Origin of the sequence: Corynebacterium sp. NML 120412 (genome assembly GCF_002285155.1) — a bacterium.
Lineage (GTDB): Bacteria > Actinomycetota > Actinomycetes > Mycobacteriales > Mycobacteriaceae > Corynebacterium > Corynebacterium gottingense.
The window spans coordinates 240671-267101 of record NZ_NSGL01000002.1; the positions used below are offsets into that span (position 1 = coordinate 240671).

The following is a 26431-nucleotide window of genomic DNA, read 5'->3' on the forward strand; positions in this document are numbered from 1 at the left end:
GCATGCAACATTGAGTCCCCGTCGTCGCCACCGCAATTGCTGTGGCCACCATGTCAATCTCCCCAATTTCTTCCCACGCAGCCACCCCGAGTCGTCCGAGCTACGACGAGTTCCAGCGAGACGCTACCGTAGTGGTCAACTCCGGCAGCTCGGTAAAGAACAGCTACGAGCGCGCCGTCGGCTCCAGCTTCGAGGATGCCATCGCCGCGGGCAGTCTCTCCGCGGTGGTGCGCAACGCGAGCCGCGCCGACATCGTGCTTACCGCGCTGCTCGGTGTATTCGCGGCCGGGTCGACCGGCTACTACATGGTGCTCCAGGGGATTGTGCCCAACCCGTTGCCTGGGATCATCCCGTCGACGTCGAAGTAAACGCCCAAAAACACCGAGGCCCCGCGCTCTCCCGGAACGGAGAAAGCGCGGGGCCAAAAACGCGTCGTTGACTTAGACCTGGTAGTGCATCGGCGAGCCCGGGCCGAGCGGGATGCCCACGTAGTACCAGATGAGGAAGAAGATGAACCAGCCCGCCAGCATGGCAATCGTGTACGGCAGGGCCAGCGACATGAGCGTGCCCACGCCGGCCTTCTTGTAGTAGCGCTGCAGGAACGTCAGCGCGAGGGCGAAGTATGGCGACATCGGGGTGATGATGTTCGACGGGGAATCGCCAATGCGGTAGAGCATCTGGGTCACCTCGGGGGCAACGCCTACGTACATCATCATCGGGACGACCACCGGGGCCATGAGCGCCCACTGCGCGGAGCCGGACGTGATGAACAGGTTGATCAGCGTGACCATGAGTACGAAGCCCAGGAAGAGCAGCACGTTCGGCAGGTTCCAGCGCTGCAGCAGCTCCGCGCCGTTGATCGCTGTCCAGGCGCCCAGGTTGGACCAGTTGAACCAGGCCAGGAACTGGGAGACGGCGAAGAAGAGCACCAGCATGGGCAGCAGCGTCTTCAGACCGCGGGCCATGAACTCGGGGATGTCCGCGGCCGAGGTGATCGTGCCGACAATGAGGCCGTAGACCAGGCCCATGAGGAAGAACGCCAGGGAAATCGGGACCGCGATCGCGCGGATCAGCGGAGACTCCATGAAGCCCTCCTCGGGGCGCGCGAACGGCGACCCCGGGATGAACAGCAGGCAGAAGTATGCGATCAGGAACAGCACCAGTGCGATCGTGGACCACACCATGCCCTTCCACTCGATGGGGGAGAGCTTGAGCTGGTCCTCGGTGAGCTCGCCCTCCTGGTAGTCGTCGGGGCGCCCGTCGGCCGCCGCGTTCTCGGCTGCGGCCTTCTCCTTGGTCTTGCCGGCGGCCTCCTCCAGCAGCGGGTCGCCGGATTCGGCCTCCTTCAGCGCCTTGGCGTGCTCGCGGCTCTCAATCTTGTCAAAGGAGAGCTCCTCGGTCTCGATGTGGTCGTGGTTGACCAGCGCCTGCGCCTTCTTGTCCACGTAGAACTCGGTCACGGCGGTGATCACCAGCGCGAGCACGATAGCGGACGGGATGACGAAGTAGATGTTGGCCAGCGGTGAGACCTCGTAGGTCTCGTCGACAATATTGGCGGCGGAGGTAGAGATACCGGCCAGCAGGAGGTCCGTGATGTTCAGGATCAGGGACGCGTTGAAGCCTGCCGACGACGCCGCGAACGCCACCATCGCGCCCACCACTGGCGAGCGGCCGAGCGCGTGGAACGCCAGCGCGCCCAGCGGGATGATGATGACGTAGATCGCGTCGGAGGCGACCGAGCCGGTCACGCCGGCCAGCGCCACCATGAAGGTGAGCATGCCGGGGCCGACCTTGGCCACCATCGCGCGCACTAGCGCGCCGAGGAAGCCGGTCTGCTCCGCCACGGCCACGCCCAGCATCACCGACAGCACCACGCCGAGCGGCGGGAAGGCGATGAAGTTTTCCACCGCGTCGGTGACCATGCGCGAGATGTTCTCGGTGGTCAGCAGGGACTGGACCTCGATTGTCTCGCCCGTGCCGGGGTCTACCGCGGACATGCCAGCCTTGTGGCCGATCCAGGACGTGACGGCTACGACACCCGCGAGGATGACAAATAGCCAGAATGGGTCCGGCAGCTTGTTACCAATCTTTTCAATGACGCCGAGGAAGCCAGCGCCCTCGCCGTGCGTGTCGTGCGCGCGGTCGTCGCGCTTGTCGGGTTTCGTCTTTGTGCCCGCGGAACCGGGCGTGACTTTGGAGGAACCGGTCATCGATTCTCCCTCTCGTGCTCGTTGGGGCCTGCCCGGGTCTCCGCGCAGGCTGCGTGCAGTTATGAAGGCCGTTCGGCCGGTGACCCGTGGCCCGGAGGCACTTAGGTGAGAGCTAGCTTACACGCCACGTGTGTCACGTCCACATCAGTGGAGTGCAGGTACGCTCGGCACCATGGATTTCCGCCTCGACGACTACCTCGACACCTGGCCCGCCGACAACGTCAGCGCCGCCCTGATCGGCACGCGCACCGCCACCTACGGCGACGCCGAGCGCGTCTACGAACTCGCCAGCGTGACCAAGCTGCTCTCGGCCTACGGGTTCCTCCTCGCCGTCGAAGAAGGAGCGTTCTCGCTAGAGAGCGCCTGCGGGCCCGAAGGCGCGACCGTCCGCCACCTCCTCGCGCACGCCTCCGGCGTCGGCTTCGCCTCCCGCGAGCCGCAGAAGCCGGTGGGGGAGCGACGCATCTACTCGTCGGCCGGCTACGAGATCCTGGCCGACTACCTGGAACAAGAGACTGGGTTCGCCTTCGCGGACTACATGCGAGAGGGGGTCTTCGAGCCCTTGGGGATGCGTACGGCTGAAGTGTATGGGTCGGCGGGGCATGGCGGGAGGGCGTCGATAAGCGATCTCGCCCTGTTCGCGCAGGAGCTTATGGCGCCGACGCTGCTGGCGGAGGAGACGCTGCGCGAGGCATTCAGCAACCAGTTCGGGGACCTGCGCGGCATCGTGCCCGGCTACGGGATGCAGAAGCCGTGCCCGTGGGGGCTGGGGTTTGAGATTAAGGGGGAGAAGGCGCCGCACTGGACGGGCGACGGGATGCCTGCAGACACGGTCGGCCACTTCGGTATGGCGGGCACCTACCTGTGGGTCGCCGATGGGCAGGCGATGGTGGCGCTGACGGACCGCGAGTTCGGCGACTGGGCCAAGCCCCTGTGGCAGGAGACCAACACCGCGATCTGGGCAGCGCTGGGGAAGTGATTTTGCACCCCATGCCCTAGGCTGATGGGTATGCAACCCAACCAGGCGCCCGGCGCGGCCGGGCACAAACTTCCGTCCTCGCAGGTCTGGCCGCTCATGCTGGCCCTGCTCACCGCTATTTTTGCGTTCCAGCTCAACGCATCCATGCTCGCCCCGGCGCTGGCGACCATGGAGGTGGAGCTCAACGCTACCACCAACCAGATCGGTATGACGCAGACCGCGTTCTTCACCGCCGCGGCGCTGTTCTCCCTGTTCATGCCCCGCTGGGGCGACCTGATCGGGCGCCGCAAGGTGCTCGTGGCCATGATGTGCGTGACCGTGATCGGCTCCATCATCGCCGCCCTGTCCACCAACGTGCCAATGCTCTTCCTTGGGCGCGTGGTGCAGGGCGTGTCCGGCCCGACGGTGGCGCTGACGTCGGTCATGCTGCGCCAGGCGGTGCGCGATGAGAAGCAGTTCGCCCTGCTGGTGGGCGTGCTGACCTCCATTAACGGCGGTATCGCCGGCGTGGACGCCCTGCTCGGCGGCTGGCTCACCTCCGCCTTCGGGTTCCGCTCCCTGTTCTGGGTCATCGGCGCGTTCGCGCTCGCGGCCGTCTTTACCATCCGCTTCGGCGTGGCGGAGACGAAGTCCAGCGAGACCCAGCGCATGGACTGGCTCGGCGTGGCCCTGCTGGTGGTGGCCATCGGCACGATCCTCACCGCGTTCAACGAGGCCGGCGCGCTTGCGGAGGCCAACTGGTTCCTGGTCATCGTGCTGCTCATCATCGGCGCGATCGCGCTGTTCTTCTTCTGGCGCGCCGAGAACTCGAGCTCCCACCCGCTGGTCCAGCCCGAGCTGCTCACCCAGCGCCGCACCTGGGCGCTGCTGACTACAACCACGCTCACCATGACCGGCATCTTCGCCGTCATGAATGGCTTGGTGCCCAACCTGGCGCAGGACGCGACGAACGGCCCGGGCCTGTCCGCCGGCACCGTCTCCTTCTGGACGCTCACCCCCTACGCCATCGCCGGCCTCATCTTCGGGCCCATCGCGGGCTACATGGCTGGCCGCCTCGGCTACACCACGGTGCTCAAGATCGGCATCGGCGGCGCGGCCCTGTCCGTCCTGCTCGGCGTGTTCGTGGTGGGCAACCCGACGCCGTGGCTGCTTTTCCTCGTCTCCGTCGCCGCCGGCGTCACCTACGCCGGTATCGCGAACATCATGCTCGGCTCGCTCCACGTCGTGCTCGCGCCGAAGTCCAACCAGGGCTACCTGCCGGGCCTGAACGCGGGCGCGTTCAACCTGGGCGCCGGCATCTCCTTCACCGTCATCTTCGCCGTGGTCACCTCGTTTGCGGACAACGGCGGCGGCTACCGCGCGGGCATGATCGCCGGCCTGGTGCTGCTCATCGCCGCGTTCTGCACCTCGTTCCTCATCCCGCGCCCGCAGGACCTCCCCGACACGATCGCCGCCGAGGAGGCCGCGCGTGCGTAAGATCATCCTGGACTGCGACCCGGGCCACGACGATGCGGTAGCCATTCTCCTCGCCCTCGGCGACCCCTCAATCGAGCTGTTGTGCTTAACGACGATCGGCGGCAACCACACCATCGACAAGGTCACCCGCAACGCAGCCCAGGTCCTCACTGTGGCCGGCCGCACCGACGTGCCCGTCTACCGCGGCGCGCACCGCCCCCTGGTGCGCCCGGTGGAAACCGCCGAGGCCATCCACGGCGACTCCGGCATGGAGATCCACGGCTTTGACCTTCCGGAACCGGAAGTTGCGGTCCAGGAGGGGCACGCGGTGCGCGCGATCATCGACACCATCATGGCCGAGGAACCCGGCACCGTCACCCTCGTGCCCACGGGCCCGCTGACCAACATCGCCCTCGCCGCCCGCCTGGAGCCCCGCATTGTGGAGCGCGTCCGCGAGGTCGTGCTCATGGGTGGGGCCTACGGCACTGGCAACTGGACCGCGTCCGCCGAGTTCAACGTGGTCGCCGACCCCGAGGCGGCCCACATCGTGTTCAACGAGTCCTGGCCCGTGGTCATGGTCGGCCTGGATCTCACCCACCAGGCCCTGGCCACGCCCGAGGTGGAACAGCGGTTCGCCGCGCTCGGCACGCCCGTGGGCGACCTGGTCGTCGGGCTTTTCGACGCCTTCCGCACCAACTACAAGGACAACCAGGGCTTCGACAACCCGCCGGTCCACGACCCCTGCTGCATCGCCTACCTCATCGACCCGTCGGTGGTAAAGACCGTGCCCGTGCCGGTGGACGTGGAGCTCTCCGGCGCGCTCACCGCTGGCCGCACCGTCGCCGACTTCCGAGCCCCCGCCCCCGCCGACTGCCACACCTCGGTAGCGACCGAGCTGGACGCCGACCGGTTCTGGGACCTGGTCGTGCGCGCCGCCGAGAACCTGGGGTAGGGGCCAGGGGATGTCTCCGGGGGCTGCGGGATGACGAGAATGCGTAAGGTTTTCCCTTTCCCGCGACCCCCTCTATCGTTTCCCCAGGTGGGGCGGTCTAGGCCATTCGCGGGACGGGGAAATATTGCGCGCCGCGCGATTGCCTGCACCCGACCAGATAGCATGAGTGCCTATGTTGCACCTCCCCATTGCGCTGGCGATCGGCGCGATCATCCCCATCCAAACCGCCGCCAACTCCCGCCTGCGCCAGAGCGTGAACAATAAGCCGGTGGTCCCGGCGCTGACGTCGTTTAGCATCGCGCTGCTGCTGTCCATCCTGGCCACTACCGTGCTGGTGGGAAACCCATTGCCGCAGTTCGCGCCGGGCACGGAGACGCCGTGGTGGATCTGGCTCGGCGGACTCATGGGGTCCTGCTTCGTGCTGGGCAATATTTTGCTGTTTCCCAAGCTCGGCGCGGTGCAGACGGTGGTGTTGCCCATCCTTGGGCAGATCATCATGGGGTTAAGCATCGACCACTTCGGCCTGTTCCACTCGCCGCAGGAGCACGTGAGCTTCATGCGCATCGTCGGTGCCATGGTGGTGCTGGTGGGCATCGTGGTCACGCTGGGCGTGGGCAGGAAGAATGTTGCGGGCGATGCTCACGGGCCCGAGGTGTGGCTCTACCGGCTCATCGGTGTGGGCGTGGGGATGTGCTCGTCGGTCCAGGCCGCGGTCAACGGGTACCTGGGCACGGTCGCGGGATCGTCGCTGCACGCGGCCGAGATCAACCTGGCCGTCGGCGCGGTGCTGCTGCTGGTCGCGGTACTTTTGACCAGCCCGAAGCAGCTGACCCGGAAGGTGCAGCCGGGGCCGTGGTGGATGTGGCTCGGCGGCGTGGTGGGCGCGATCTTCGTTATCGGCGGCGCCACGCTCGTGCCGATCCTGGGCACCGCCACCACGGTCATCGCGTTCAACGGGGGCACGATCGTCGGCGGCCAGGTGATGGAGTCGGTGGGGGCGTTCGGCGCGCGCAAGTCGCCTATCGACGCCACCCGTGCCCTCGGCCTCGCAGTCATCATCGCCGGCGTGTTGGCGGTGCGGCTGCTGTAGGGGGCGCGGTGGCGTCGATAAGCAAACTGCTAGGAAGTGTGGTGGACCTCCGCGAGCTCGTAGACGGGGGTGTCCATGCCCTCGTAGCGGGCCTTGAGCTGCAGGGCGAGGTAGCGCGAGTAGTGGCGGGACTGGTGGAGGTTGCCGCCGTGGAACCAGAGCTGGTCGACCTGGGTGGGCTTCCACATGTTGCGCAGCTCGCGCTCCCACGGGCCCGGGTCCTTGGTGGTGTCGGAGCCAAGGCCCCACACGCGGCCGACGCGGTCGGCGGTCTCCTTGTCAATGAGGCGCTCGACCCATCCGTTCATGGACCCGTAGCCGGTGGCCAGCACGATGACGTCGGCGGGGAGCTCGGTGCCGTTGTCAAGCACGACTGAATGCTCCTTGACCTCAGCGATCGTGGTGGGGGAGTGGACCGGGATCGAGCCGTCCGCGACGAGCTCGGAGGCGCCGACGTTGATGTAGTAGCCCGAGCCGCGGCGCAGGTACTTGAGGAAGAGGCCGGAGTCGTCGTCGCCGAAGTCCACCATGAATCCGCGGTCTGCGAGCGAGTCGTAGAACTCGGCGTCGTCCTTGCGGATCTGGTCGAAGGCGGGGCGCTGCGCGTCGGGGAGCACCTTGTACGGCCAGGAGGCAAACAGGAGGTCCGCGGTGTCGGTGTCGATGCCAGCCTCCACCGCATCCTCCGAGTACAGCGGGCCGAAGACGTACTTCATCAGCGAATCCGACTGCGAGATGTGAGTCGACGAGCGCTGGATCATCACCGGGCGCGCGCCGTTGTGCACCAGGTCCGCGGCGATGTCGTGGGCGGAGTTGTTCGCGCCGAGGATCACCACGTCCTTGCCCGCGTCCACATCACCGCCGGGGTGCTCAGAAGAGTGGCGAATCTCGCCGGCAAAGTTTTCCTGGCCCTTCAGCTGCGGGCGGTTCGGCACCCCAGACATGCCGGTGGCGAAGACGAGCTGGGTCGGATGCAGCGTCATCTCGTTGCCGTCGCGGGTCAGGCGCACGTCCCAGCGCTGCCGGGCCTCGTCGAACTCGGCGTGCTTGACCTCGGCGTTGGTCCAGTAGTCCAGGTCCATGATGCCCACGTAGTGCTCGAGCCAGTCGCCCATCTTGTCCTTCGGGGTGAACACCGGCCAATCGTCGGGGAACGGCAGGTAGGGCATGTGGTCGTACCACACCGGGTCGTGCAGGCACAGGGAGTGGTAGCGGCCGCGCCACTGGTCGCCGGGGCGATTCGCCTTATCGACGATCAGCGCCGGCACCCCCTGACGCTTCAGCCGCGCCCCCAGCGCGATGCCGCCCTGTCCGCCGCCGATGATGAGCACGTACGGCTGCTCCGAAACGCCGAGGGTGGCGCGGCGCTTCTCCCTGCGGTCGGCCCAGTTCTCCGGGTCCTGCGTCGGGCCGTGCTGCGCGCCGAGCTCGCGGTTGCGGCCCTTTTTCTCCGGGAAGTCTTTCAGCTCGCGGCCGGAGATGAGCAGGGTCCACGCCTTGCCGTCCCGCAGCCTGGCGATGCCGCGGCAGTGGAAGTGGCCGGTATCGCAGGTGAAGTGCACGCGCGTGACGCCGTCGCCTTCGTCCTCGACGTCAGTGAGCTCCGTGTTGGTGATCGTGCTGTCCGGGTGCGTCGCGGCGACCATGCGCGCGATCTCTTCCCGTCCTTCAGCGGTGTAGAGGTTCCAGGTCATGCCGATGAGGTCGCGCCAGAACCCCTCCGGCTCGAAGAGGTCGGCGGCGGCCTGGCCCGCCGCGTCTGGGTCGGCTGTCGCCGTCGCCGCTTCCAGGTCGGCGAGCCATTGCTGTGCAGCGTCGCGCAGGTGGTCCTTTTCGCTCACGTTCTCGGCGTTGGCCTGCAGGGTCTGAGTCATGGTGTACCTTTCCGGGTCTCAAGGGCAGGGTGTTGGTAGACACGGTAGACCCATGAGGGAGACGTAGCCCACATAAAGGGGTGGATATGGCAAATCGCGGATCGGTTTAACAAGGCCTCACGGCACTCACCCTCTACCTCAGCTTGAGCAAATAGGGGGATCAACCTGGGGTTTAGGGTTGCCGGAGTGTACGCGTGTGGCGCAAGATTGGTCGCGTTAAGCCAGAGGCCGTTGGGGAAGACGAACCTCTCGTCTTGCACCCCGCCGGCGCGCCTAGTCACCGCGCCGGAACCCGCCTAGTCACCGGGTGTGGGGTGTTGTTCACCGAAACCGCGAAGCAATCCACGGAAGGTCCCCCACACCATGACTACGACATTGGTCGCGCCGTACACCTCGTTGACTGCGCGCGAAGCCACCCACACCCGCCAGCACAGCACCGCTACGGCCACGCTCACGGTGGCCGGGATGGAGGGGCGGTGGAGGCGTGGCGTCGAAAAGCTGCTCTGCGAGCTGCCCGAGGCCCCGACCACGAGCGAGGACGACGCGATCTGGTTTACCCGGTGGCGCCGCGCGGCCGACGGCACGTACGAGTGTCGCGAAACCTTGCGGGCGCCTGCGGAGGCGCTGGTCACGTTCGCCGATCGTCTGGACGCATACGCCAAATCGCATGGGTTTGTAGCGAGCGTCACGCCACGGCCGTACGATGGGGCGCATGTCTGATCAGTATCGAGTACAAAACCCCGGAAACGACCAGGTCGTCGAGACCTTCGACTTCATCTCCGACGAGGACCTCGCCACGGCCCTCGACCGCGCCGACGCCGCCTTTGCGCAGTGGCGCGAGGTTAGCTTTGAGGACCGCGCGGCCCTGCTGCACAAGGTCGCCGAGCTTTTCGACGCCAAGCGCCCCGAACTCACCCGCATTATCGCCGAAGAGATGGGCAAGCCGCTCGACCAGGGCGAGGCCGAGCTCGACGATGTAGTCAACATCTTTAACTACTACGCGGACCACGGCGCCGAGCTGGGCGCCGACGAGCCGATCGAGCACACCGGCGGCGAGGCTGTGATCCGCAAGGTCCCCACCGGCGTGATCGTTGGCGTCATGCCGTGGAACTTCCCGTACTACCAGGTCGCGCGCTTCGCTGCCCCGACCCTCATGGCGGGCAACACTGTGCTGCTCAAGCACGCCGAGATCTGCCCGCGCTCCGCCGAGGCCATCCAGGCGATTATCGACGAAGCGATCCAGGCCACCGGCGTACCTGCCCACCTGTACACCAATATCCGCGCTACCCACGACCAGGTCGCCGACCTTATCGCCGACATGCGCGTCCAAGGCGTGTCGCTCACCGGTTCCGAGCGCGCCGGGCGTGCCGTCGCCGCGACCGCCGGCCAGCACCTGAAGAAGGCGTTGCTGGAGCTCGGCGGCACCGACGCCTACATCATCCTGGACACCGACGACGTCGAGGCCGCCGCCGACACCGCGTGGGGCAAACGCATCGCCAACACCGGCCAGGCCTGCACCTCGAACAAGCGCATCATCGTCATGGAGGACATCTACGACGACTTCGTCGACGCCATGGTGCGACGCGCGAAGGCGTTCACCCAGGGTGACCCGATGAACCCCGAGGAGGGGCACTTCTACCCGCTGTCCTCCCGCGACGCCGCAGAGATCCTGGACGAGCAGGTGAAGAAGGCTGTCGAGGAAGGCGCGACGCTGCACACCGGCGGCGAGCTGACCGGCGAGGGCGCCTACTTCACCCCCGCCGTGCTTACCGACGTCCCCGTCGGCTCCGAATCCTACTACGCCGAGTTCTTCGGCCCCGTCGCCGAGATCTACAAGGTGGCCAGCGAGGACGAGGCCGTCGAGGTGGCCAACAACTCCAACTACGGCCTGGGCGGCGCCGTCTTCTCGCAGGACGAGGAGCGCGCGAAGAAGGTGGCCAACCGCGTGGTCACCGGCATGATCCACGTGAACATCCCGCAGGCGCGCGGCCCGGAGCTGCCGTTCGGCGGCGTGAAGAACTCGGGCTTCGGCCGCGAGCTCGGTACGCTCGGCATGGACGAGTTTGTGAACAAGCAGCGCTTCTACGTCGCTGACTAGTCCCCGAACGGGTCGCGGATCCGCCCAACCAGATCCGCGACCGAATCCACGATCTGGGTGGGGCGGTAGGGGTAGCGGGCGATCTCGGCGTCGTCGCTAATGCCCGTGCGCACGAGCACGGTGCGCATGCCGGCCTCCATGCCGGATTTCACGTCGGTGTCCATGCGGTCACCGATCATCACGGTGTGCTCGGAGTGGGCGCCAATGTTGTTCAGCGCCGAGCGCATCATCACCGGGTTCGGTTTGCCCACGTAGTAGGGCTCGCGGCCAGTCACCGCGGTGATCATGGCGGCGACCGCGCCCGTCGCCGGAATAACGCCGCTGGGCCCCGGGCCGGTGAGGTCCGGGTTGGTAGCGATGAAGCGGGCGCCCCCGCGGATCAGGTTGCAGGCCGTGGTCAGCGCCTCGAAGGAATAGGTGCGGGTCTCGCCCAGCACCACGAAGTCCGGGTCCGCCTCGGTGAGGATCCAGCCCATCTCGTGCAGCGCGGTGGTTAGCCCGGCCTCGCCGATCACGTAGGCGGACGCCTCGCCGGCCTGCTGGGAGAGGAACTTCGCCGTCGCCGTGGCGGAGGTCCAGATCCGCTCCGGCTCAATGTGCAGGCCCATCCGCGTCAGCTTCGCGGACAGGTCCCGCGGGGTCTGCATCGAATTGTTCGTGAGCACCATGAACGGGATGTCCTCCTCGCGCAGCCGCGCGATGAACTGGTCCGCGCCCGGAATCATGTCGCCCTCGCGGTGCAGGACGCCGTCCATGTCAGTTAAGTACGCGATACTCACTCGTGTTCCTCCAAGAATTCTGCGAGCTGGCCAACAGTCTCGTACTCATCGTAGATCTGCTCGGTCACCCGCGCGCCGAACTCGTCCTCGATCCGGATGGCCAGCTCGACCCGGTCCAGCGAGGACACGTCCACGTCCGACAGCCGCGATTCGCGGTGCACGCTGTCCTCCTCGCCGGTGATGCGCTCGATCAGCGCGGCGAGACGGGAGAACGCGTCGTTGCCTTCGGGTTCGGTGGGGGAGTCGGTCGAAGGGGCGTCGATAAGCTTGCCCAAGTCCCCAAGATTGAGGCGTTGTGAGAGTTCCATACCCTCATAATAAGGTGTAAATATGCTGCATCCGCTCGCGTACCTTCGCACCCTCACGCCCGCCGCGCGTCGCAACCTGCTGGACACGCGCGCCAAGCTGCACGACGCCGACGGCACCTTCGGCCTCAGCTACGAGCGCTCGGGCACCACGCTTATCGACGCCACCGCCCACCACCCCAGCGTCCACTGGTACGAAGTCGGTCCGACCGACCCCGCGGCGCCCACCGTCATTTATGTCCACGGCTTCAACATCTCCGCGGAAACCTATTACATGCAGGTCCGGGACGTGCGCGAGCAGTGCCCCGAGGTACGCCAGCTCCTCGTGGACCTGCCCGGCCACGGGCAGAACTCGACCGCGGCACCCGCGACGCTCACCATTGACCACGCCGCCGACGCTTGCGCCGCCGTCCTCCGCGAGCGCGGCGCCACGGGCCCCGTGATTGTGGTGGGGCACTCGCTGGGCGGGCCGGTGTCGCTGTCCATGATGCGGCGCTACGCGGACGAATTCACCTGGGCCGGAAGCGTTCAGGTGTCCAGCGCCGTCGAGCCGTTCACCATGCAGGGCCTGCCGCAGGTGCTCGCGGGGCCGATCGGCGGGGTGCTGGAGAAGGCGGTGCGCTACACGCCGAGGTTTGCCGAGGGTGTGCGCGAGATCGTCACGGACACCATCTCACCCATCCTGGCGCTGGCATTCTACTTCCGGCCGATGCCGTACGACATCGTGGACTTCCACGCCGCCATGATCCGCGAAACACCCCTGGAGACCTACGCCGGCTACTTCCAAGACCTGCTTTCTCACTCCGAGCTGCAAGCAGGTATAGTCCTTTCTGAGATCCCTGGGTATATCCTGGTGGGAGACCGTGATGATGTCACCCCCGTCACCCAGTCGGAGAAGTTGCACGAGATCTGGCCGCGCGCGTACATGCAGGTGCTGCCGGACTCCGGGCACATGCCTCCGCTCGACGCACCCGGTGCCGTCACCACCGCCATCGTCCGCCTGATCCAAGGAGCCTAGCCGTGCTGCGAATCGCCCCCACCTCGGTCACCTGCGCCGTTGCCCTCGCCGTGGGCGTGAGCGCCGTCGTCGCGCCCGCAGCACAGGCCGCCGAGGCGATGAAGGACACCTACCAGCCCTACGTTTCCGCCGAGCCGCAGGTGGTGCGCACCGTCCCGGGGCAGTGGATCAGCACCTCGGCCTTCTTCGACCTCGAGGGCATGCCCGACGGGGCGACCTGGAAGCTGATCGCGCAGGACAACCTGACCAAGCCGCTGATGACCAAGCGGGAGAAGGACCAGCTGCAGGTCAACCTCACCCATTCGCGCCCCACCCTGGTGCACGCCGGGCCGAACACCTCGGACAAGGTGGACATCCGCATCAACTACCCGGACGGCTCGACTGAGATCGTGCAGGTGACGCCGAAGCTCGCGCCCACCAGCGAATACCTCTACGAGCCGCTGTATGACTCGGTCGAGGGCGACCCCGGCCAGAAGCTGACCATCTCGCCGTTCAACCTGTACGAGACGCCGCTTGGCAGCGACGTAAACAGGTGGCACGTCGAGTCCTCGGAGAAGTGGGACGTGCACGTGGACGAGCACGGGACCGTCACCACGACGATCCCCAAGGACACGGCGTGGGGCTCCAGGTTTGCCGTCACCACTACTTACGCGGACGGGACCACCGACAACACGACGTTCGTGGTGAGCAACACCGGCAAGGGAGTAAGCAAGGGCACGGGTACTGCAGGCACTGCCGATACCGGGAAGCCGGCGGGGCCCGGGCACACCGGAACCGCGCAGGCGGGTTCCTCTAACGCGCAGGTGGCGGCCCTGGTCATTGGGCTGATTGCCGCTATTGGCGGCGCCGTCGCGTTCCTACTCCCGCAGCTGGCGGGTATTTTTGGCGACGGCATCACCGTCCCCACGCGCTCGGCCTAGAGTGTGAGCCTCGGGCGCGCCTGATGCGCGCTGTTTCCTGAAACGCGGGACGCCCCCGCCGCGCGTGGCGCGGCGGGGGCGACGGGGCGTCGAGAAGCGAAAGCTCCTTACTCGGTGCCGCCATTCGGGTTCGGCTCGGTCGGGTCGTCGATGTGCAGGTCCTTCGCTGCCTGGGCGGCGACGGACTTGTCAATCTTGCCCTCGTTGGCCAGACCGAGGAGGGCGGCGACGGCCATGGACTCCGCGTCGATGTTGAAGTAGCGACGGGCGCCCTCGCGGGTGTCCGCGAAGCCGAAGCCGTCCGCGCCGAGCACGATGTACTGGCCCGGAACGTAGGCGCGGATCTGCTCCTGCAGGCTGGTGGTGAAGTCCGAGGTGGCGATGTACGGGCCCTCGGTCTGCTTCAGCTGCGTGGTGGCGAACGCCTCGCCGGCGTCCTCACCCGGGTGGAGCAGCTGCTCCTTGGCAACGCGCGCGCCGTCGCGGGCCAGCTCGACCCACGAGGTGACGGAGTAGATCGCGGCACCGACGTTGTACTGCTCCTGCAGGATCCCCTGTGCGCGCAGCGCCTCCTGCATGCCCACGCCGGAGGCGAGCAGGGAGACGTTGTGCTCCTTCTTCTCGCCCTCGTCGTACAGGTAGATGCCCTTGTGCAGGCCCTCGACGTCCAGGTTCTCCGGGCGGGCCGGCTGGTGGGTCGGCTCGTTGTAGACGGTGATGTAGTACATCACGTTCTCGTCCTCGCCGGAACCCTTGCCGTACATGCGCTCGACACCCTTGGAGATTAGGTACGGCATCTCGTAAGCAAACGCCGGATCGTAGGTGACCACGGCCGGGTTGGTGGACGCCAGAACCGGGGAGTGGCCGTCCATGTGCTGCAGGCCCTCACCGGTCAGGGTGGTGCGGCCTGCGGTGGCGCCGATGATGAAGCCGCGGGCCATCTGGTCACCAGCAGCCCAGAAGTTATCGCCGGTGCGCTGGAAGCCGAACATGGAGTAGAAGATGTACATCGGGATCATCGGCTCGCCGTGGGTAGCGTAGGACGTACCGGCGGCGATGAAGGATGCGGAAGAGCCGTCCTCGTTGATGCCCTCGTGCAGGATCTGGCCCTGCGGCGACTCACGGTAGGACAGCTGCAGGTCGTGGTCGACCGGCACGTAGTTCTGGCCCTTCGGGTTGTAGATCTTCTGCACCGGGAACCAGGAGTCCAGGCCGAAGGTGCGGGCCTCGTCCGGGATGATTGGGACGACGCGCTTGCCCAGCTCCTTGTCGCGCATCATGGCCTTGAAGGTGCGCACGAGCGCCATGGTGGTGGCGACCTTCTGCTTGCCCGAGTCCTTGAACATGGCCTTGTAGGTCTTTTCAAAGTCGGCCTGCTCAAGCGGCGTGTACTGCTCGCGGCGCTCCGGCAGGTAACCGCCGAGCTCCTTGCGACGCTCCTTGAGGTACTTGATTTCCTCTGCGTCCTCGCCCGGGTGGTAGTAGGGCGGCATGTAGGGATCCTTCTCCAGCTCTTCGTCGGAGATCGGGATTTCCTGCTTGTCGCGGAACTGCTTGAGGTCCTCGAGCGTGAGGTTCTTCATCTGGTGGGTGGCGTTGCGGCCCTCGAAGTTGTGCCCGAGCCCGTAGCCCTTGATGGTGTGCGCGAGGATGACGGTCGGCTTGCCCTTGGTCTCCAGTGCGCGCTTGTAGGCGGCGTAGACCTTGCGGTAGTCGTGGCCGCCGCGGCGCAGCGCCCAGATCTCCTCGTCGGTCATGTCCTCGACGAGCTTCTTCGTGCGCTCGTCGCGGCCGAAGAAGTGCTCGCGGACGTAGGCGCCATCGTTCGCCTTGAAGGTCTGGTAGTCACCATCCTTCGTGGTGTTCATGATGTTGACCAGCGCGCCGTCCTCGTCCTTCTCCAGCAACTCGTCCCACTCGCGGCCCCACACGACCTTGATGACGTTCCAGCCAGCGCCGATGAAGAAGGTCTCCAGCTCCTGGATGATCTGGCCGTTGCCGCGCACCGGGCCGTCGAGACGCTGCAGGTTGCAGTTGATCACGAAGGTGAGGTTGTCCAGCTCGTACAGCGACGCCATCTGGAGCAGGCCGCGGGACTCCGGCTCGTCCATCTCGCCGTCGCCGAGGAATGCCCAAACGTGCTGCTCGTCGGTGTCCTTGATGCCGCGGTCCTGCAGGTACTTGTTAAAGCGAGCCTGGTAGATCGCGTTCATCGGGCCAAGGCCCATGGACACGGTCGGGTACTCCCAGAACTCGGGCATGCCGTGCGGGTGCGGGTAGGACGGCATGCCGCCCTGCGGGCGGGAGTGCTCCTGGCGGAAGCCGTCCAGGTCGTCCTCGCTCAGGCGGCCCTCGAGGAACGCGCGGGAGTACATGCCCGGGGAGGCGTGGCCCTGGAAGAAGACCTGGTCGCCGCGCTGCTCCGCGTCCTTGCCGTGGAAGAAGTGGTTGAAGCCGACCTCGTAGAGTGCGGCCGCAGAGGCGTAGGTGGAGATGTGGCCGCCGACCTTCACGCCCGGGCGCTGCGCGCGGTGCACCATGATGGCCGCGTTCCAGCGCATCCAACGGCGGTAGCGCTTCTCAATCTGCTCGTCGCCCGGAAACTCGGGCTCCATGGTGGTGGGGATAGTGTTGACGAAGTCGGTCGAGGACAGTGCGGGCAGGTGGACGCGCTTGGCGTTCGCCCGCTCGAGCAGGCGCAGCATGAGGTAACGCGCGCGCTCGGGGTCAGATTCCTCGAGCAGGCCGTCGAGCGAGTCCATCCACTCTTGGGTCTCTTCCGGGTCGCTGTCGTGTAGGTAAGACGCCACACCGTCGCGAATCAGCTCGATGTTTGACGCTTTGGCCTTGTCTTTCTCAGCCACGAGAAATCCTCCCTAAATGGTTGGGCAATGTTTCCTCCCACATTACTTGGTTTTTTGTTTTTGCCCCTGCGCGGGGGGCAGTTGCTTATCGACGCCCCCCTTTTCCCCTTTCACCCCTCACTCCCATCACAACAGATGTAAGCTCTATTGCACTGTCGTTCATTACCAAACATGGAGGAAACAAGACTTTGGGCGCCGCAGGTGTCAACACGTACGCAGACCGCTTGGGTATTCACGCCGACGACATCGTGCAGGAGATCGGCTGGGACGAAGACGCCGATTCCTCCATCTCGGAGGCCATCGAGGACGCGGTCGGCGAACAGCTTCTGGACGAGTCCACCGACGAGCTCTGCGACGTCGTCCTGCTCTGGTTCCGCTCCGACGACGGCGACCTCGTCGACGCGCTCATGGACGCCATCCGCAACCTCGGCGACTCCGGCCGCGTCTGGCTTATGACCCCGGGCGCCTCCAAACCCGGCGGCGTCCACCCGGGCGAGATCTCCGAGTCCGCCCAGCTCGCCGGCCTAATGCAGACCAAGGCCGACCGCTTCGGCGAATGGCAGGGCTCCTGCCTCACCCCCGCGGGCACCAAGAAGTAGCGTCGAGTCACGGCGTGACCTGCGCGTTAGGCGGCCGGGGGCAAGTTCTGCTAACCTTTACCGCTAGCGCGCCGTTAGCTCAGCTGGGAGAGCAACTGGTTTACACCCAGTAGGTCGGGGGTTCGAGCCCCTCATGGCGCACAGCCTGGAAGCCGCCTTCCGCCCCCATCCCGGGGCCGGGAGGCGGCTTTCGTCATTCCGGTGCGGGGGTGGGGCGGTGGGTCGCGCGGACGCGTCGCGGGCAGGGCGCCGGAGCGCTCAGTTTTGCAGATACCCGATAGTAAGACCCCGATTTCGCTGCTCTGGAGCTGCATCCTCGTCATCCTGGTATCGGTATCTGGTGAAACAGAGCACATCCGGGGGGCGCACAGCATGTTCAGCGTGCCGCGGGTGTGCCTCGCTCGGGGCGCCGGGGCGCTCAGTTTTGCAGATACCGATAGTAAGACCCCGATTTCGCTGCTCTAGAGCTGCGTTCTCGTCATGCTGGTATCGGTATTTGGTGAAGCGGGGGCGCATCCGGAGCACCCCCGGGGGCCTCCCGGGCGAACCAGGCGCGCGTCGGCGGCCCCACCCGGGCCACGAGCACTTCGCGCTCAGGCCGCCCACTAGCCTGGAGGTGTCATGTCTAGGGACTTTTTGGACGAGGAGTCCAGGAAGTTTTTGGACAGGATGTCTAATGGCTTTTTGGACACCTACAGCGGTGGAATATCCGGATGGCTATTCCATTGCACAAGCGCAGAAAAGTCGCAGATTTCGATCCCATTCTCGACGGCAAAACAATCACACAGTTTTGCAAAGAACTGGGCATCTCGCGGCAGACGTATCACAACATCAAAAACCGGATCACGCAGAAAGGACGATCTGGCATCGTGCCAGATTCGACTGCACCGAAGCACCCGGCCGGAAAATTTCAGGACGCCGACAAGATCGCAGTCGTCCACGCCAGGCAGACGTTGATGGAGCAGGGCTTGGATTATGGTCCTTGGTCGATCTACTACTTCTTGTTCGACTCCGTTGGTCCCGATCGCACCCCTTCACGTTCCACAATCGCCGCATGGCTCCATGAGCTGGGGTTCGTCGACGCTAATGCCCGCAAACGTCCACGGAGTTCCTATAGGCGCTTTGCCCGTGATTTCGTTGGTGAACTCTGGCAGATCGATGGACTGGTCTATCGCCTCTTCGACTATGCGCACACGCTCGTGACGATCTACCAGGTCATCGACGACGCCAGCAGATTCGACGTCGGAACCAAAGCGTTCGCGTTGCCGGAAAACGGTACTGATGCGCGCGCCGTGCTGGCTGAAGCGTTCGCCACCTACGGCAAACCCCAAGAGATCCTTTCCGACAACGGCGATGCGTTTGCCGCCTACCACCGTGGATACCTTTCAGCCACTGAAACGTGGCTCGCCAGCGAAGGTGTACTCGCAATTGCGGGATTCGCTCCGACAACCCAGGGAAAAGATGAGCGCTCCCACCGCACGCTGACCCAGTTTCTTGATGCACGCCACCCCACAAGCCTTGCCGAGGTCAACACATATCTCGCTGAGTATCGACAGGTATACAACGAGCGACGACGGCACCAATCACTGCTGGTCGGCAAAATGCACATCACCCCGCACCAGGCGTTCGAGACCTTCCCTAAGGCGCCTTCGCCCACGCAACCACTTGATCCAGATCAGGTCTGGGCCCGCGTGCTGGCCTACAACCAGGCACACAACCCGCAGGCAGCATCCGAAGTCAGAAACGGCCCCAGGGAAGCGGCAACTTCACCCGAGGCCAGCACCGATGACATGGCAGCTCAGCAAGGCTTACCTGGCACCGATACCCCCACAGTAACGGTGCCGACGACACAATCAACAAACGATTGGGGTATCCCAGACCAGACCCGCGTGAGCAAAGACGGTGTCGTTCGTGTGTGTAGCTACGGTCTCTACATCGGCCTGAGGTTCAAAAACCGCCAGCTCTACGCCACGGTCACGAACGGCGATGTCGCGGAGTTCTTCACGGCCCATGACGGTGAGTTCCTCTTCAGCGTGCCACTGCCGGTCACACTGAGCCACAGGCCACCAGGTGGGCAGATCAACATCAACCTTGTTGAAGGGATGAAGCACCGCCACCCGCCGCGGATGAACCCGAAACTGTCCAAGCCCCGACCGAAGCGCAGGCCACCAGAATGACCCGCTAGAAACTGTCCAAGAACTCCATGGATTCCATGTCCAAAAAGTCATTGGACTCCTTGTCCAAAAACTCTATGGACATAACACCACTAGCCTGGAGGGAACAGTCGCGCGACGCGGAGGAGGATGTCAGCGGTGGGCCAGGACAGCGGTTATGCGGTCATCGACCTCGAGACCACGGGGTTTGGCAAGTTCGACCGGATCGTGGAGATCGGTGTCGTCCAATTGGGGCCGGACCTGTCGGCGGAGCGGACGTGGCGGACGCTGGTGCAGCCCATGCGTGACATCCCCAACACGCACATCCACGGCATTTCCGCGACCGATGTGGTTGACGCGCCGACATTCGACCAGGTCGCGGACGAATTGCGCGGCCTAATGCAGGGGCGCACGCCGGTCGCCCACAACGCGTCGTTTGAGAAGCGGTTCCTACAGACCGAGCTGGCCAGGGCGGGGATGGCCAACTGGGTGTCGGAGGCGTGGGTGGATACGATGCGGCTGGCCAGGGAGTATATGGGCGTCGGTAAGCTGAGCGAAGCTCTCGCGCTGGCGAACATCACGAACAAGCGGGCGCACTCCGCGCTGGCGGACGCCGAGGCCACGGCGGAGCTGCTGCGGTACTTCTACAGCCAGCAGGCGCGGCAGGCGGGCACGCGGATTGCGCAGCTTTCGTGCGCGCTGCCGTCGAGCGGCGAGTGGGGCGAGGAGACGTATCGGCGCAGGCTGGCGCACGCGCTCAAGGACAAGGAGATCACCCGCGACGAAGCCCGTCTGCTCGAGGCCGCCGCGACCGGGTTGGCGGCGGAGGACGTCGAGGCGATCAACGAGGAGTTCACCCGCCAGCTCGTCGTCGAGGCCTGGGCCGATGGGGTGATCACCGACGATGAGCGCGCGGAGCTGCTCGCGGTCGCCGCAGCCCTGGGCGTGAACACAGCCGGCCTGCTCGAGGACCCGCAGGCTGTTGACGACGGCGTCGTGCTCAAGCCCGGCGACCGGGTCGCGTTCACCGGCGCGCTGGACATCCCGCGCGACGCGTGGACCGAGCGCGCCACCGCCGCGGGCCTGGACGTGGGCGGGGTGACCAAGAAGTGCGCGGTGCTCGTCGCCGCCAACCCCGACTCCATGAGCGGCAAGGCGCGCAAGGCCCGCGAGTATGGCGTGCCCATCGTGAAGGAGGCGAGGTTTGCCCAGCTCATCGCCGCAATGGGCTCAGGCAGTGCGGGGGCGATTATCGACGCCACCGCCACCGCCCCCTTCTCCTGGCTCACCCCCGAGGACGCGCAACGGACGGGCGCGTCGCCGGCGCAGATCGCGGCGCTGTGGATCGCACGCAACCCCGAACGCCCGCTGTACGAGATGTCCGACCACCTCCGCCCGGAGCACCGGCCCGAGGCGACGGGCACCGGGATTGACAAGTACCTCGATGCTTGGCGCGAGCAGCATCCGTTGATGCTCAAGGCCAGCGCCGCCGACCTGCTTCAGCTGCGCGGCGTGGGGGAGAAGCGCTGCAACAAGCTCGTCGAGCTCGTCGTGGAGCTCGCCGCCGATGGCGCGCCCGAGCCGGCGGCGCCTGAAACGCTGGTAGAGCCAGCGCCGGAGCCGCTCCCGCGCCCGGTGGCCACCCCGGTGCCGGGGAGTCCGTACGGGTACTCGGCTGCGGATGAGTTGTTTGAGGACCCATTGGCGTCGTCAAGCACCCCATCGAGCGCCCCGGCGAGCACCCCGCCTAGCGCGGTGACCGTGCCGGACGCGGCGCCGCTGGCGAAGAAGCGGAACGGCGCCGCGCGGTTGTGCAAGTGGTCGGCGATCATGATGGCCGTGACCGCCGTGCTGATCATCGTGCTCGGTGCCGGGCTGGGAATGCCGGGCGAGCACCCGGTCGCGATCACGGTCGCGCTCGTGTTCATGGGGGCGGCGCTCAGCACGATCCTGTCCGGAATCGTCGCCGTGATTAAACTGCTGCGGAAGTAGCTCCCGAGAACGTCTCGGTGTCGATGACGAAGCGGAACTTCACGTCGCCAGCCACGACGCGCTCGTAGGCGGCGTCGACGTCGTCCACGCCGATCTTCTCAATCACCGCGCCGATGCCGTGTTCCGCGCAGAAGTCGAGCATCTCTTGGGTCTCGGCGATGCCACCGATGTTGTTGCCGGTCAGGACCTTGCCGCCGCCGACCAGGCTGCCCATGTGTACGCCCAGCTGCTCCGGCGGCAGGCCGACGACGGACATGATGCCGCGCGGCTTGAGGAGCTGCAGGTAGTCATCAAGCGAGTAGTGCGCGGAGATGGTGGACAGGATCACGTCGAACTCGCCGCGGTGGTTGGCAAAGAAGTCCTCGTCCTCGCCGGTGGCCAGCACGTGGTGGGCGCCGAGCTCGTACGCCTCCTTCTCCTTGCGCAGCGAGCGCGAGATCACGGTGACCTCGGCGCCCTTCGCGGCGGCGATTTGTACGCCCATGTGGCCGAGCCCGCCGAGTCCGACGATGGCCACCTTGTCGCCCTCCTTCACGTTCCAGCGGGCGAGCGGCCCGTAGGTGGTGATGCCGGCGCAGAGGAGGGGCGCGGCGACGTCGAAATCCAGCCCATCCGGGATCGTGCAGACGAAGTTCTCGTTCACGACGACCTTTTCGGCATAGCCTCCCTGGGTGATCGTGCCGTCGACGTCCTCGGAGTTGTACGTGCCCACGTTGCCGTTGAGACAGTTCTGCTCCTGGCCGTTCTTGCACTGCTCGCACTCGCCGCAGGAGTTGACCAGGCAGCCGACGCCCACGCGGTCGCCGACCTTGAACTTGGTCACCTTGCTGCCCACCGCTTCGACCACGCCCGCGATCTCGTGGCCCACGGTGAGCGGGAAGTGGGCCTCGCCCCACTCGTTGCGGATCGTGTGGATGTCGGAGTGGCAGATACCCGCGGCCTTGATGTCAATGACCACGTCGTCTTCGCGCGGGTCGCGGCGCTCGATCTCGACGACCTTGAACGGTGCGTCGGGGCTGACTTTCTGCAGGACTTTGCTGGTGATTGTCATGTCACCAACCCTACGCGTCTACTTCGGACTCCGCAGCCAGGACCGTGAGCAGGTTGTCAATCGCCGTGTTGCGCTCCGCCGCCCGCGCGGCCGCGGCGGTGACCGGCTTCTTTGCATCCGGGGAGGTGTGCGGCGCGGGGCGGCCGTGCGCAACGCCCGCATCCGTGCCGGTCTCCGGCGTGAGGTAGATGATCGCGGTGTCGCCGTCGGCGGTGGCAAAGAGGGCGGCCTCCCCGCCCGTCGGCAGTGCGGCGGCGATGAGGTCGGGGACCAGCCCGCGCGACCCGTTCACACGGTCCGGCTCCCATCCGCCGTTTGCCAGGTCGTAGGAGACGTCGACCACGTCCCACTCGCCGAACTGGAGGCGCAGCGTGCCGGCGGTGGCGGAGCCCGGGTCGGGCACGACGGCGACGTCGCGTAGGTCCGTGCCGGCGGGGTCGCAGATCGCGTGCACGTAGGCCGGCAGCTGCGCGTGCGTGGTGGGGATGCGGGGACCGTCGAGGCCGTCGGAGAAGGTGACGGAGGTGAAGAAAGGGTGTGCGTCGGCGTCGATAAGCGAAAGCACCGTTGTCGCGGGGGCAACGCGGAAGCCCTCGAGGTCGTCGCAGACGCCGTCCTCAACGTCTGCGATCTCGATGCCGGGGGCGAGCGTCAGCCCGGCGCGGCGGAAAAGGTCCAGGTGGGCGGCGAGAATGTCGTGGTCGGTGACGGTCAGTTGCGGTGGCATCGGGATCCTTCCTGCGCCGGGGTCAGCGTTCCTCCTGCCTATCGTAGGCGCGCTGCCACGGGTTGCGCCGACCGTCGCCGTAGCGCGCCCGCGACCGCGCGGGGGCCGGGGGCATTGGGGCATGCTTTTCGATGCCACCCTCATCCTCCCTATCCGCAGACTCGGGGTCGGGCCCGGGGCCGGAGGCGGGGGCGTCGAGAAGCATTTGCTCCTGCTCCTCGCGGAAGCGGCGGCGCTCGCGGGTCTCGGCGACGATGAAGTAGATGAGGCCCGCCGGCGCCATGATGCCGAACGCGATCCACTGCAGGCCGTAGGAGAGGTGGTTGCCGGTCTCGAGCACAGGCAGCGGGATGGCGGTGAGCTCGCCGGGCTGGCCGGAGAGCAGCTGCAGGTAGGGGGCGACCGGCTCGGTGCCGGTGAGCTCGCCGACCTGGGCGGGGGCGATGGAGTAGACCATGTCGTAGCCCTGGTCCTGCATCGGCGCCTTGGGGTGCGTGGGCTCGCCGGCAAGGAGCATGGCCTCCAGCGTGACGTCGCCGGTGGGGGCAGGCGCGATGTCGGGCACCTGGGTGGAGTTCTCGGCGGGGACCCACCCGCGGTTGACCAGGATGGTGGGGCCGTTGTCCAGCGCGAAGGGGGTGAGGACCTGGAAGGCGGGGTTGCGGTCCACGGGGCGCAGGCGCAGCAGCACGGTGCAGTCTAGGTAGTGGCCGGTGGCGGTGACGCGGGCCCACTCGCTGTCCTGGCTGATGGTGCCGTCCGCTCCGAGCAGGTCCGAAAGCGGGACCGGGTCGTGGTCGAACGCTTCGCTGATGTGCTCGTTGCGCTGCTCGAGCGCCTCGTTCTTCCCCAGCTGCCAGGGGGCGAGGAAGGTGAACGCGTAGTAGGAGAACAGGGCGATCAGGATCGCGGCGATGATCCAGCCCGGGGTGAGAAAGGTTTTCCACCACCGCTTCTCGGCGGTTCCGCGCGTGCCGTCTCGCTTCTGTTCTCGTTCCTGTTCGCCCTTCACGCTGGCCTAGTTTAGTCGGTGCGGGGCTGGGACTGAACCCGGTCGCGGACCCAGGCGACGATGCCGTCGGCGGCGGCCTCGATCTGCTCTCGCGTGGTGGTAAAGCCGGCCGGGCCGCCGTAGTAGGGGTCGGCGACCCCGGCGCCCTCGGGCGCGGCGGGGTCGAAGGAGCGGATCAGGCGCACGCGCTGCTCCGGTACGCCGCGCGCGACGAGCTCGGAGACGTGGTTGGTATCCAGGGCAACGATGAGGTCCGCGTCGAAGCGGTCGCCACCGAACTGTGTGGCCCTGTGCTGCGTGCCGTCGTAGCCGTGTGCGGCGAGCTCGGCTTGTGCGCGCTCGTCGGCCGGGCCGCCGACGTGCCAGCCGCCGATGCCGGAGGAAGTGACGCGGACGTCGCCACCCAGTCCCGCTGCGGTGAGCGCGTCGCGCACGATGACCTCGGCCATCGGCGAGCGGCAGATGTTGCCGGTGCAGACGAAGTCGATGTGCAAGGGGTTAGCAATACTCACGGACAATGTCCTCCAGTTCAGTCGAAGTGTGCGCCACGTAGGTGGCCTGTTCCCATTCTTCTTCGGCGCCGTAGCCCCAGGTCACGGCTATGGACGGCAGGCCGAACTCGGCCGCGCCGGCGAAGTCGTGAATCCGGTCGCCCACCATCACCGGGTGGTACGGGTCCGCGTTGTCCAGCACGTACTGGATGACCTCGATCTTCGTGCTGCGCCCGGCGTCCCAGTTCGCCGCGCCGAGGAAGTCGATGTGCTCAAGCACGCCCGCGCGCTCCAGCGCCAGCCGCGCGAAGTGCTCGCTTTTCGACGTCGCCGTGCACACCTTCCACCCCTCGTCCTTCCACCGGGCGATGAGCTCCGCCATGCCGTCGAAGACGGTGAAGCGCTGCCAGCCCTCGCTGCTCATGTAGTCGGAGTACGCCTGCATGGCACGCTCGACCTGGTCGGGTGCCAGGCCTGCTGCCACCATGGAGTCGCGCATCGGCGGACCGGGGATGCGGCGGATGAACTCTTCGGCGGGGCGCGTCGCGCCCACCGCGTCGAGCCCGCGGAGGAATCCCTCGCGGATGCCGGGATAGGAATCGATGATGGTGCCGTCCACGTCGAGCAGGATGGTGTCCTGCCCGCCGTTGTTTGCTGTATCAATCACGGACCCCAGCATGGCAAATTTGTAGGCTTGGTGCCATGACTGTTGTAGCTGATGTTGTCCGCGCCCTGGAGACCGCCTACCCGCCGCAGTTGGCCGAGAGCTGGGACAAGGTGGGGCTGGTCTGCGGGGACCCGGACGCGGAGGTGACCAAGGTGGCCTTCGCCCTCGACTGCACGCTGGAGGTCGCGCAGGCCGCGGTGGACGCGGGCGCGCAACTCCTCGTGGTCCACCACCCGCTGCTGCTGCGCGGGGTGAGCTCGGTGGCGGCGAACACCCCGAAGGGCAAGGTGGTCCACACCCTGATCGCGGGCGGGTGCGCCCTGTTCGCCGCGCACACGAATGCGGATTCCGCCCGGCCTGGCGTGTCCGATAAGCTCGCCGAGCTGGTGGGCATCACCCCGGGCCGCCCGATCAAGCCCATCTTCCTCGATGGCACCGACCGCTGGGGCGTCCACGTGCCGCCCGCCGACGCCGACAGCGTCAAGCGCGCGCTGTTCGACGCCGGCGCCGGCGCGATTGGCAACTACCGCGAGTGCGCGTTCAGCCACGACGGCACCGGCGAGTTCACCCCCGTCGAGGGCGCCGACCCCACCGACGGCGAGGTGGGCGCGCACTTCACCGCGCCCGAGGTCCGCGTCGAGTTCGTCGCCCCCACGCGCCTGCGCGCCTCGCTTATCGACGCCCTCCGCGCCTCCCACCCCTACGAGGAACCCGCCTTCGACGTGGTCCAGATGGCGCAGCCCGCGGGCACACGCGAGCAGGAGCACGCCTACGGGCTCGGCCGCGTGGGCGAGCTGCCCGAGCCGATGACGCTGCGCGAGTTCACGCAGCAGGTGGCCGACGCGCTGCCGGAAACGGTGTGGGGCGTGCGCGCCGCGGGGGACCCGGACCGGCTGGTGCGCCGCGTCGCGGTGTCCTCGGGGGCGGGGGATGGGTTCCTCGGTGACGTCGCAAAGCTTGGCGTTGACGTATACGTGACCTCGGACCTGCGGCACCACCCGGTGGACGAACACCTGCGCGCGGGCGGGCCCGCCGTGATTGATACGGCGCACTGGGCGAGCGAGTTTCCGTGGACGGAGCAGGCGGCGAGTATCGTTGAGCCGCTAGGCGTGCAGACGCAGGTGCTGGACATCCGCACCGATCCGTGGACGGTGTCTGCACACCCCGGACGCCCCGGGGAAGAGAAGTAAAACAA

Annotated in this window: 23 protein-coding genes and 1 tRNA gene; 14 read left to right on the forward strand and 10 right to left on the reverse strand. The window is 66.5% G+C overall.

Annotated features, from left to right (window positions below; all coding sequences use genetic code 11):
* The first annotated feature begins 50 nt into the window (after window positions 1-50).
* Entirely contained in the window at window positions 51-368 is a 318-nt protein-coding gene (locus CKJ84_RS08130; RefSeq protein ID WP_143340343.1) for a hypothetical protein, read from the forward strand.
* 72 nt (window positions 369-440) lie between these two features.
* On the opposite strand, the gene CKJ84_RS08135 is transcribed toward CKJ84_RS08130, so the two are convergent.
* Window positions 441-2210 (reverse strand): AbgT family transporter, encoded by a 1770-nt coding sequence (locus CKJ84_RS08135; protein ID WP_095546586.1) that lies wholly within the window; start codon window positions 2208-2210, stop codon window positions 441-443.
* 172 nt (window positions 2211-2382) lie between these two features.
* Here CKJ84_RS08135 and CKJ84_RS08140 point away from each other — a divergent pair, with 172 nt between their 5' ends.
* From CKJ84_RS08140 to CKJ84_RS08155, 4 genes are all read left to right on the forward strand, one after another.
* Window positions 2383-3189, forward strand: a complete 807-nt coding sequence (locus CKJ84_RS08140) for a serine hydrolase (RefSeq protein WP_095546587.1) — start codon at window positions 2383-2385, stop codon at window positions 3187-3189.
* 30 nt (window positions 3190-3219) lie between these two features.
* A complete protein-coding gene (locus CKJ84_RS08145) occupies window positions 3220-4665 on the forward strand; it encodes an MFS transporter (protein ID WP_233125605.1) in 1446 nt (481 codons plus the stop codon).
* A complete protein-coding gene (locus tag CKJ84_RS08150) occupies window positions 4658-5596 on the forward strand; it encodes a nucleoside hydrolase (RefSeq protein ID WP_095546588.1) in 939 nt (312 codons plus the stop codon). The genes CKJ84_RS08145 and CKJ84_RS08150 overlap by 8 nt, the downstream gene beginning before the upstream one ends.
* Before the next feature lie 172 nt (window positions 5597-5768).
* Window positions 5769-6686: a DMT family transporter gene (locus CKJ84_RS08155; protein WP_095546589.1), complete on the forward strand. Its 918-nt coding sequence runs from the start codon at window positions 5769-5771 to the stop codon at window positions 6684-6686.
* Between the two features lie 29 nt (window positions 6687-6715).
* On the opposite strand, the gene CKJ84_RS08160 is transcribed toward CKJ84_RS08155, so the two are convergent.
* Complete coding sequence (locus tag CKJ84_RS08160) at window positions 6716-8560, reverse strand: NAD(P)/FAD-dependent oxidoreductase (protein ID WP_095546590.1); 1845 nt, start codon at window positions 8558-8560, stop codon at window positions 6716-6718.
* Window positions 8561-8923: 363 nt separating this feature from the next.
* On the opposite strand from CKJ84_RS08160, the gene CKJ84_RS08165 reads away from it, so the two are divergent.
* Both CKJ84_RS08165 and CKJ84_RS08170 read left to right on the forward strand, forming a co-directional pair.
* On the forward strand, window positions 8924-9280 hold the full coding sequence (locus tag CKJ84_RS08165) for a hypothetical protein (RefSeq protein ID WP_095546591.1): 357 nt from the start codon (window positions 8924-8926) through the stop codon (window positions 9278-9280).
* Entirely contained in the window at window positions 9273-10658 is a 1386-nt protein-coding gene (locus tag CKJ84_RS08170; protein ID WP_095546592.1) for an NAD-dependent succinate-semialdehyde dehydrogenase, read from the forward strand. Before CKJ84_RS08165 ends, CKJ84_RS08170 begins: the two co-directional genes overlap by 8 nt.
* Here CKJ84_RS08170 and CKJ84_RS08175 read toward each other — a convergent pair.
* Window positions 10655-11413 (reverse strand): HAD-IIA family hydrolase, encoded by a 759-nt coding sequence (locus CKJ84_RS08175; protein ID WP_095546593.1) that lies wholly within the window; start codon window positions 11411-11413, stop codon window positions 10655-10657. The genes CKJ84_RS08170 and CKJ84_RS08175 overlap by 4 nt on opposite strands.
* 20 nt (window positions 11414-11433) lie before the next feature.
* Window positions 11434-11745 carry an acyl carrier protein gene (locus CKJ84_RS08180; RefSeq protein ID WP_095546594.1) on the reverse strand — a complete coding sequence of 104 codons (312 nt, stop codon included), beginning with the start codon at window positions 11743-11745 and terminating at the stop codon, window positions 11434-11436.
* Between the two features lie 22 nt (window positions 11746-11767).
* Here CKJ84_RS08180 and CKJ84_RS08185 point away from each other — a divergent pair, with 22 nt between their 5' ends.
* The gene (locus CKJ84_RS08185; RefSeq protein WP_095546595.1) at window positions 11768-12760 is read left to right on the forward strand and encodes an alpha/beta fold hydrolase; all 993 of its coding nucleotides are present in this window, start codon (window positions 11768-11770) and stop codon (window positions 12758-12760) included.
* A gap of 2 nt (window positions 12761-12762) precedes the next feature.
* Window positions 12763-13680: a YPDG domain-containing protein gene (locus tag CKJ84_RS08190; protein WP_095546596.1), complete on the forward strand. Its 918-nt coding sequence runs from the start codon at window positions 12763-12765 to the stop codon at window positions 13678-13680.
* Between the two features lie 107 nt (window positions 13681-13787).
* Here the strand turns inward: CKJ84_RS08190 and aceE are convergent, their stop codons facing one another.
* Window positions 13788-16544 (reverse strand): pyruvate dehydrogenase (acetyl-transferring), homodimeric type, encoded by a 2757-nt coding sequence (gene aceE, locus CKJ84_RS08195; protein ID WP_095546597.1) that lies wholly within the window; start codon window positions 16542-16544, stop codon window positions 13788-13790.
* A gap of 188 nt (window positions 16545-16732) precedes the next feature.
* On the opposite strand from aceE, the gene CKJ84_RS08200 reads away from it, so the two are divergent.
* From CKJ84_RS08200 to CKJ84_RS08220, 4 genes are all read left to right on the forward strand, one after another.
* Window positions 16733-17143, forward strand: coding sequence for a DUF3052 domain-containing protein (locus tag CKJ84_RS08200; RefSeq protein ID WP_095546598.1), 411 nt, complete (start codon window positions 16733-16735; stop codon window positions 17141-17143).
* Between the two features lie 68 nt (window positions 17144-17211).
* Window positions 17212-17284 (forward strand) — tRNA-Val (locus CKJ84_RS08205).
* Between the two features lie 572 nt (window positions 17285-17856).
* Window positions 17857-19320 carry an integrase core domain-containing protein gene (locus CKJ84_RS08215; protein WP_095546138.1) on the forward strand — a complete coding sequence of 488 codons (1464 nt, stop codon included), beginning with the start codon at window positions 17857-17859 and terminating at the stop codon, window positions 19318-19320.
* Between the two features lie 135 nt (window positions 19321-19455).
* A complete protein-coding gene (locus CKJ84_RS08220; protein WP_158221686.1) occupies window positions 19456-21288 on the forward strand; it encodes an exonuclease domain-containing protein in 1833 nt (610 codons plus the stop codon).
* Here CKJ84_RS08220 and CKJ84_RS08225 read toward each other — a convergent pair.
* The 5 genes from CKJ84_RS08225 to CKJ84_RS08245 are packed head-to-tail and all read right to left on the reverse strand — an operon-like array spanning window position 21269 to window position 25236.
* The gene (locus CKJ84_RS08225; protein WP_095546601.1) at window positions 21269-22339 is read right to left on the reverse strand and encodes an NAD(P)-dependent alcohol dehydrogenase; all 1071 of its coding nucleotides are present in this window, start codon (window positions 22337-22339) and stop codon (window positions 21269-21271) included. The two genes, CKJ84_RS08220 and CKJ84_RS08225, sit on opposite strands and share 20 nt — an antisense overlap.
* A gap of 10 nt (window positions 22340-22349) precedes the next feature.
* Window positions 22350-23066 (reverse strand): hypothetical protein, encoded by a 717-nt coding sequence (locus tag CKJ84_RS08230; protein WP_095546602.1) that lies wholly within the window; start codon window positions 23064-23066, stop codon window positions 22350-22352.
* Window positions 23067-23088: 22 nt separating this feature from the next.
* Entirely contained in the window at window positions 23089-24078 is a 990-nt protein-coding gene (locus CKJ84_RS08235; RefSeq protein ID WP_198949263.1) for an SURF1 family protein, read from the reverse strand.
* A gap of 11 nt (window positions 24079-24089) precedes the next feature.
* Window positions 24090-24584 (reverse strand): low molecular weight protein-tyrosine-phosphatase, encoded by a 495-nt coding sequence (locus tag CKJ84_RS08240; protein ID WP_095546628.1) that lies wholly within the window; start codon window positions 24582-24584, stop codon window positions 24090-24092.
* A complete protein-coding gene (locus CKJ84_RS08245; protein ID WP_233125607.1) occupies window positions 24577-25236 on the reverse strand; it encodes an HAD-IA family hydrolase in 660 nt (219 codons plus the stop codon). Before CKJ84_RS08245 ends, CKJ84_RS08240 begins: the two co-directional genes overlap by 8 nt.
* A 35-nt stretch (window positions 25237-25271) precedes the next feature.
* Between CKJ84_RS08245 and CKJ84_RS08250 the strand changes: the two genes are divergently transcribed.
* Entirely contained in the window at window positions 25272-26426 is a 1155-nt protein-coding gene (locus CKJ84_RS08250; RefSeq protein ID WP_095546604.1) for a Nif3-like dinuclear metal center hexameric protein, read from the forward strand.
* Window positions 26427-26431 lie beyond the last annotated feature (5 nt).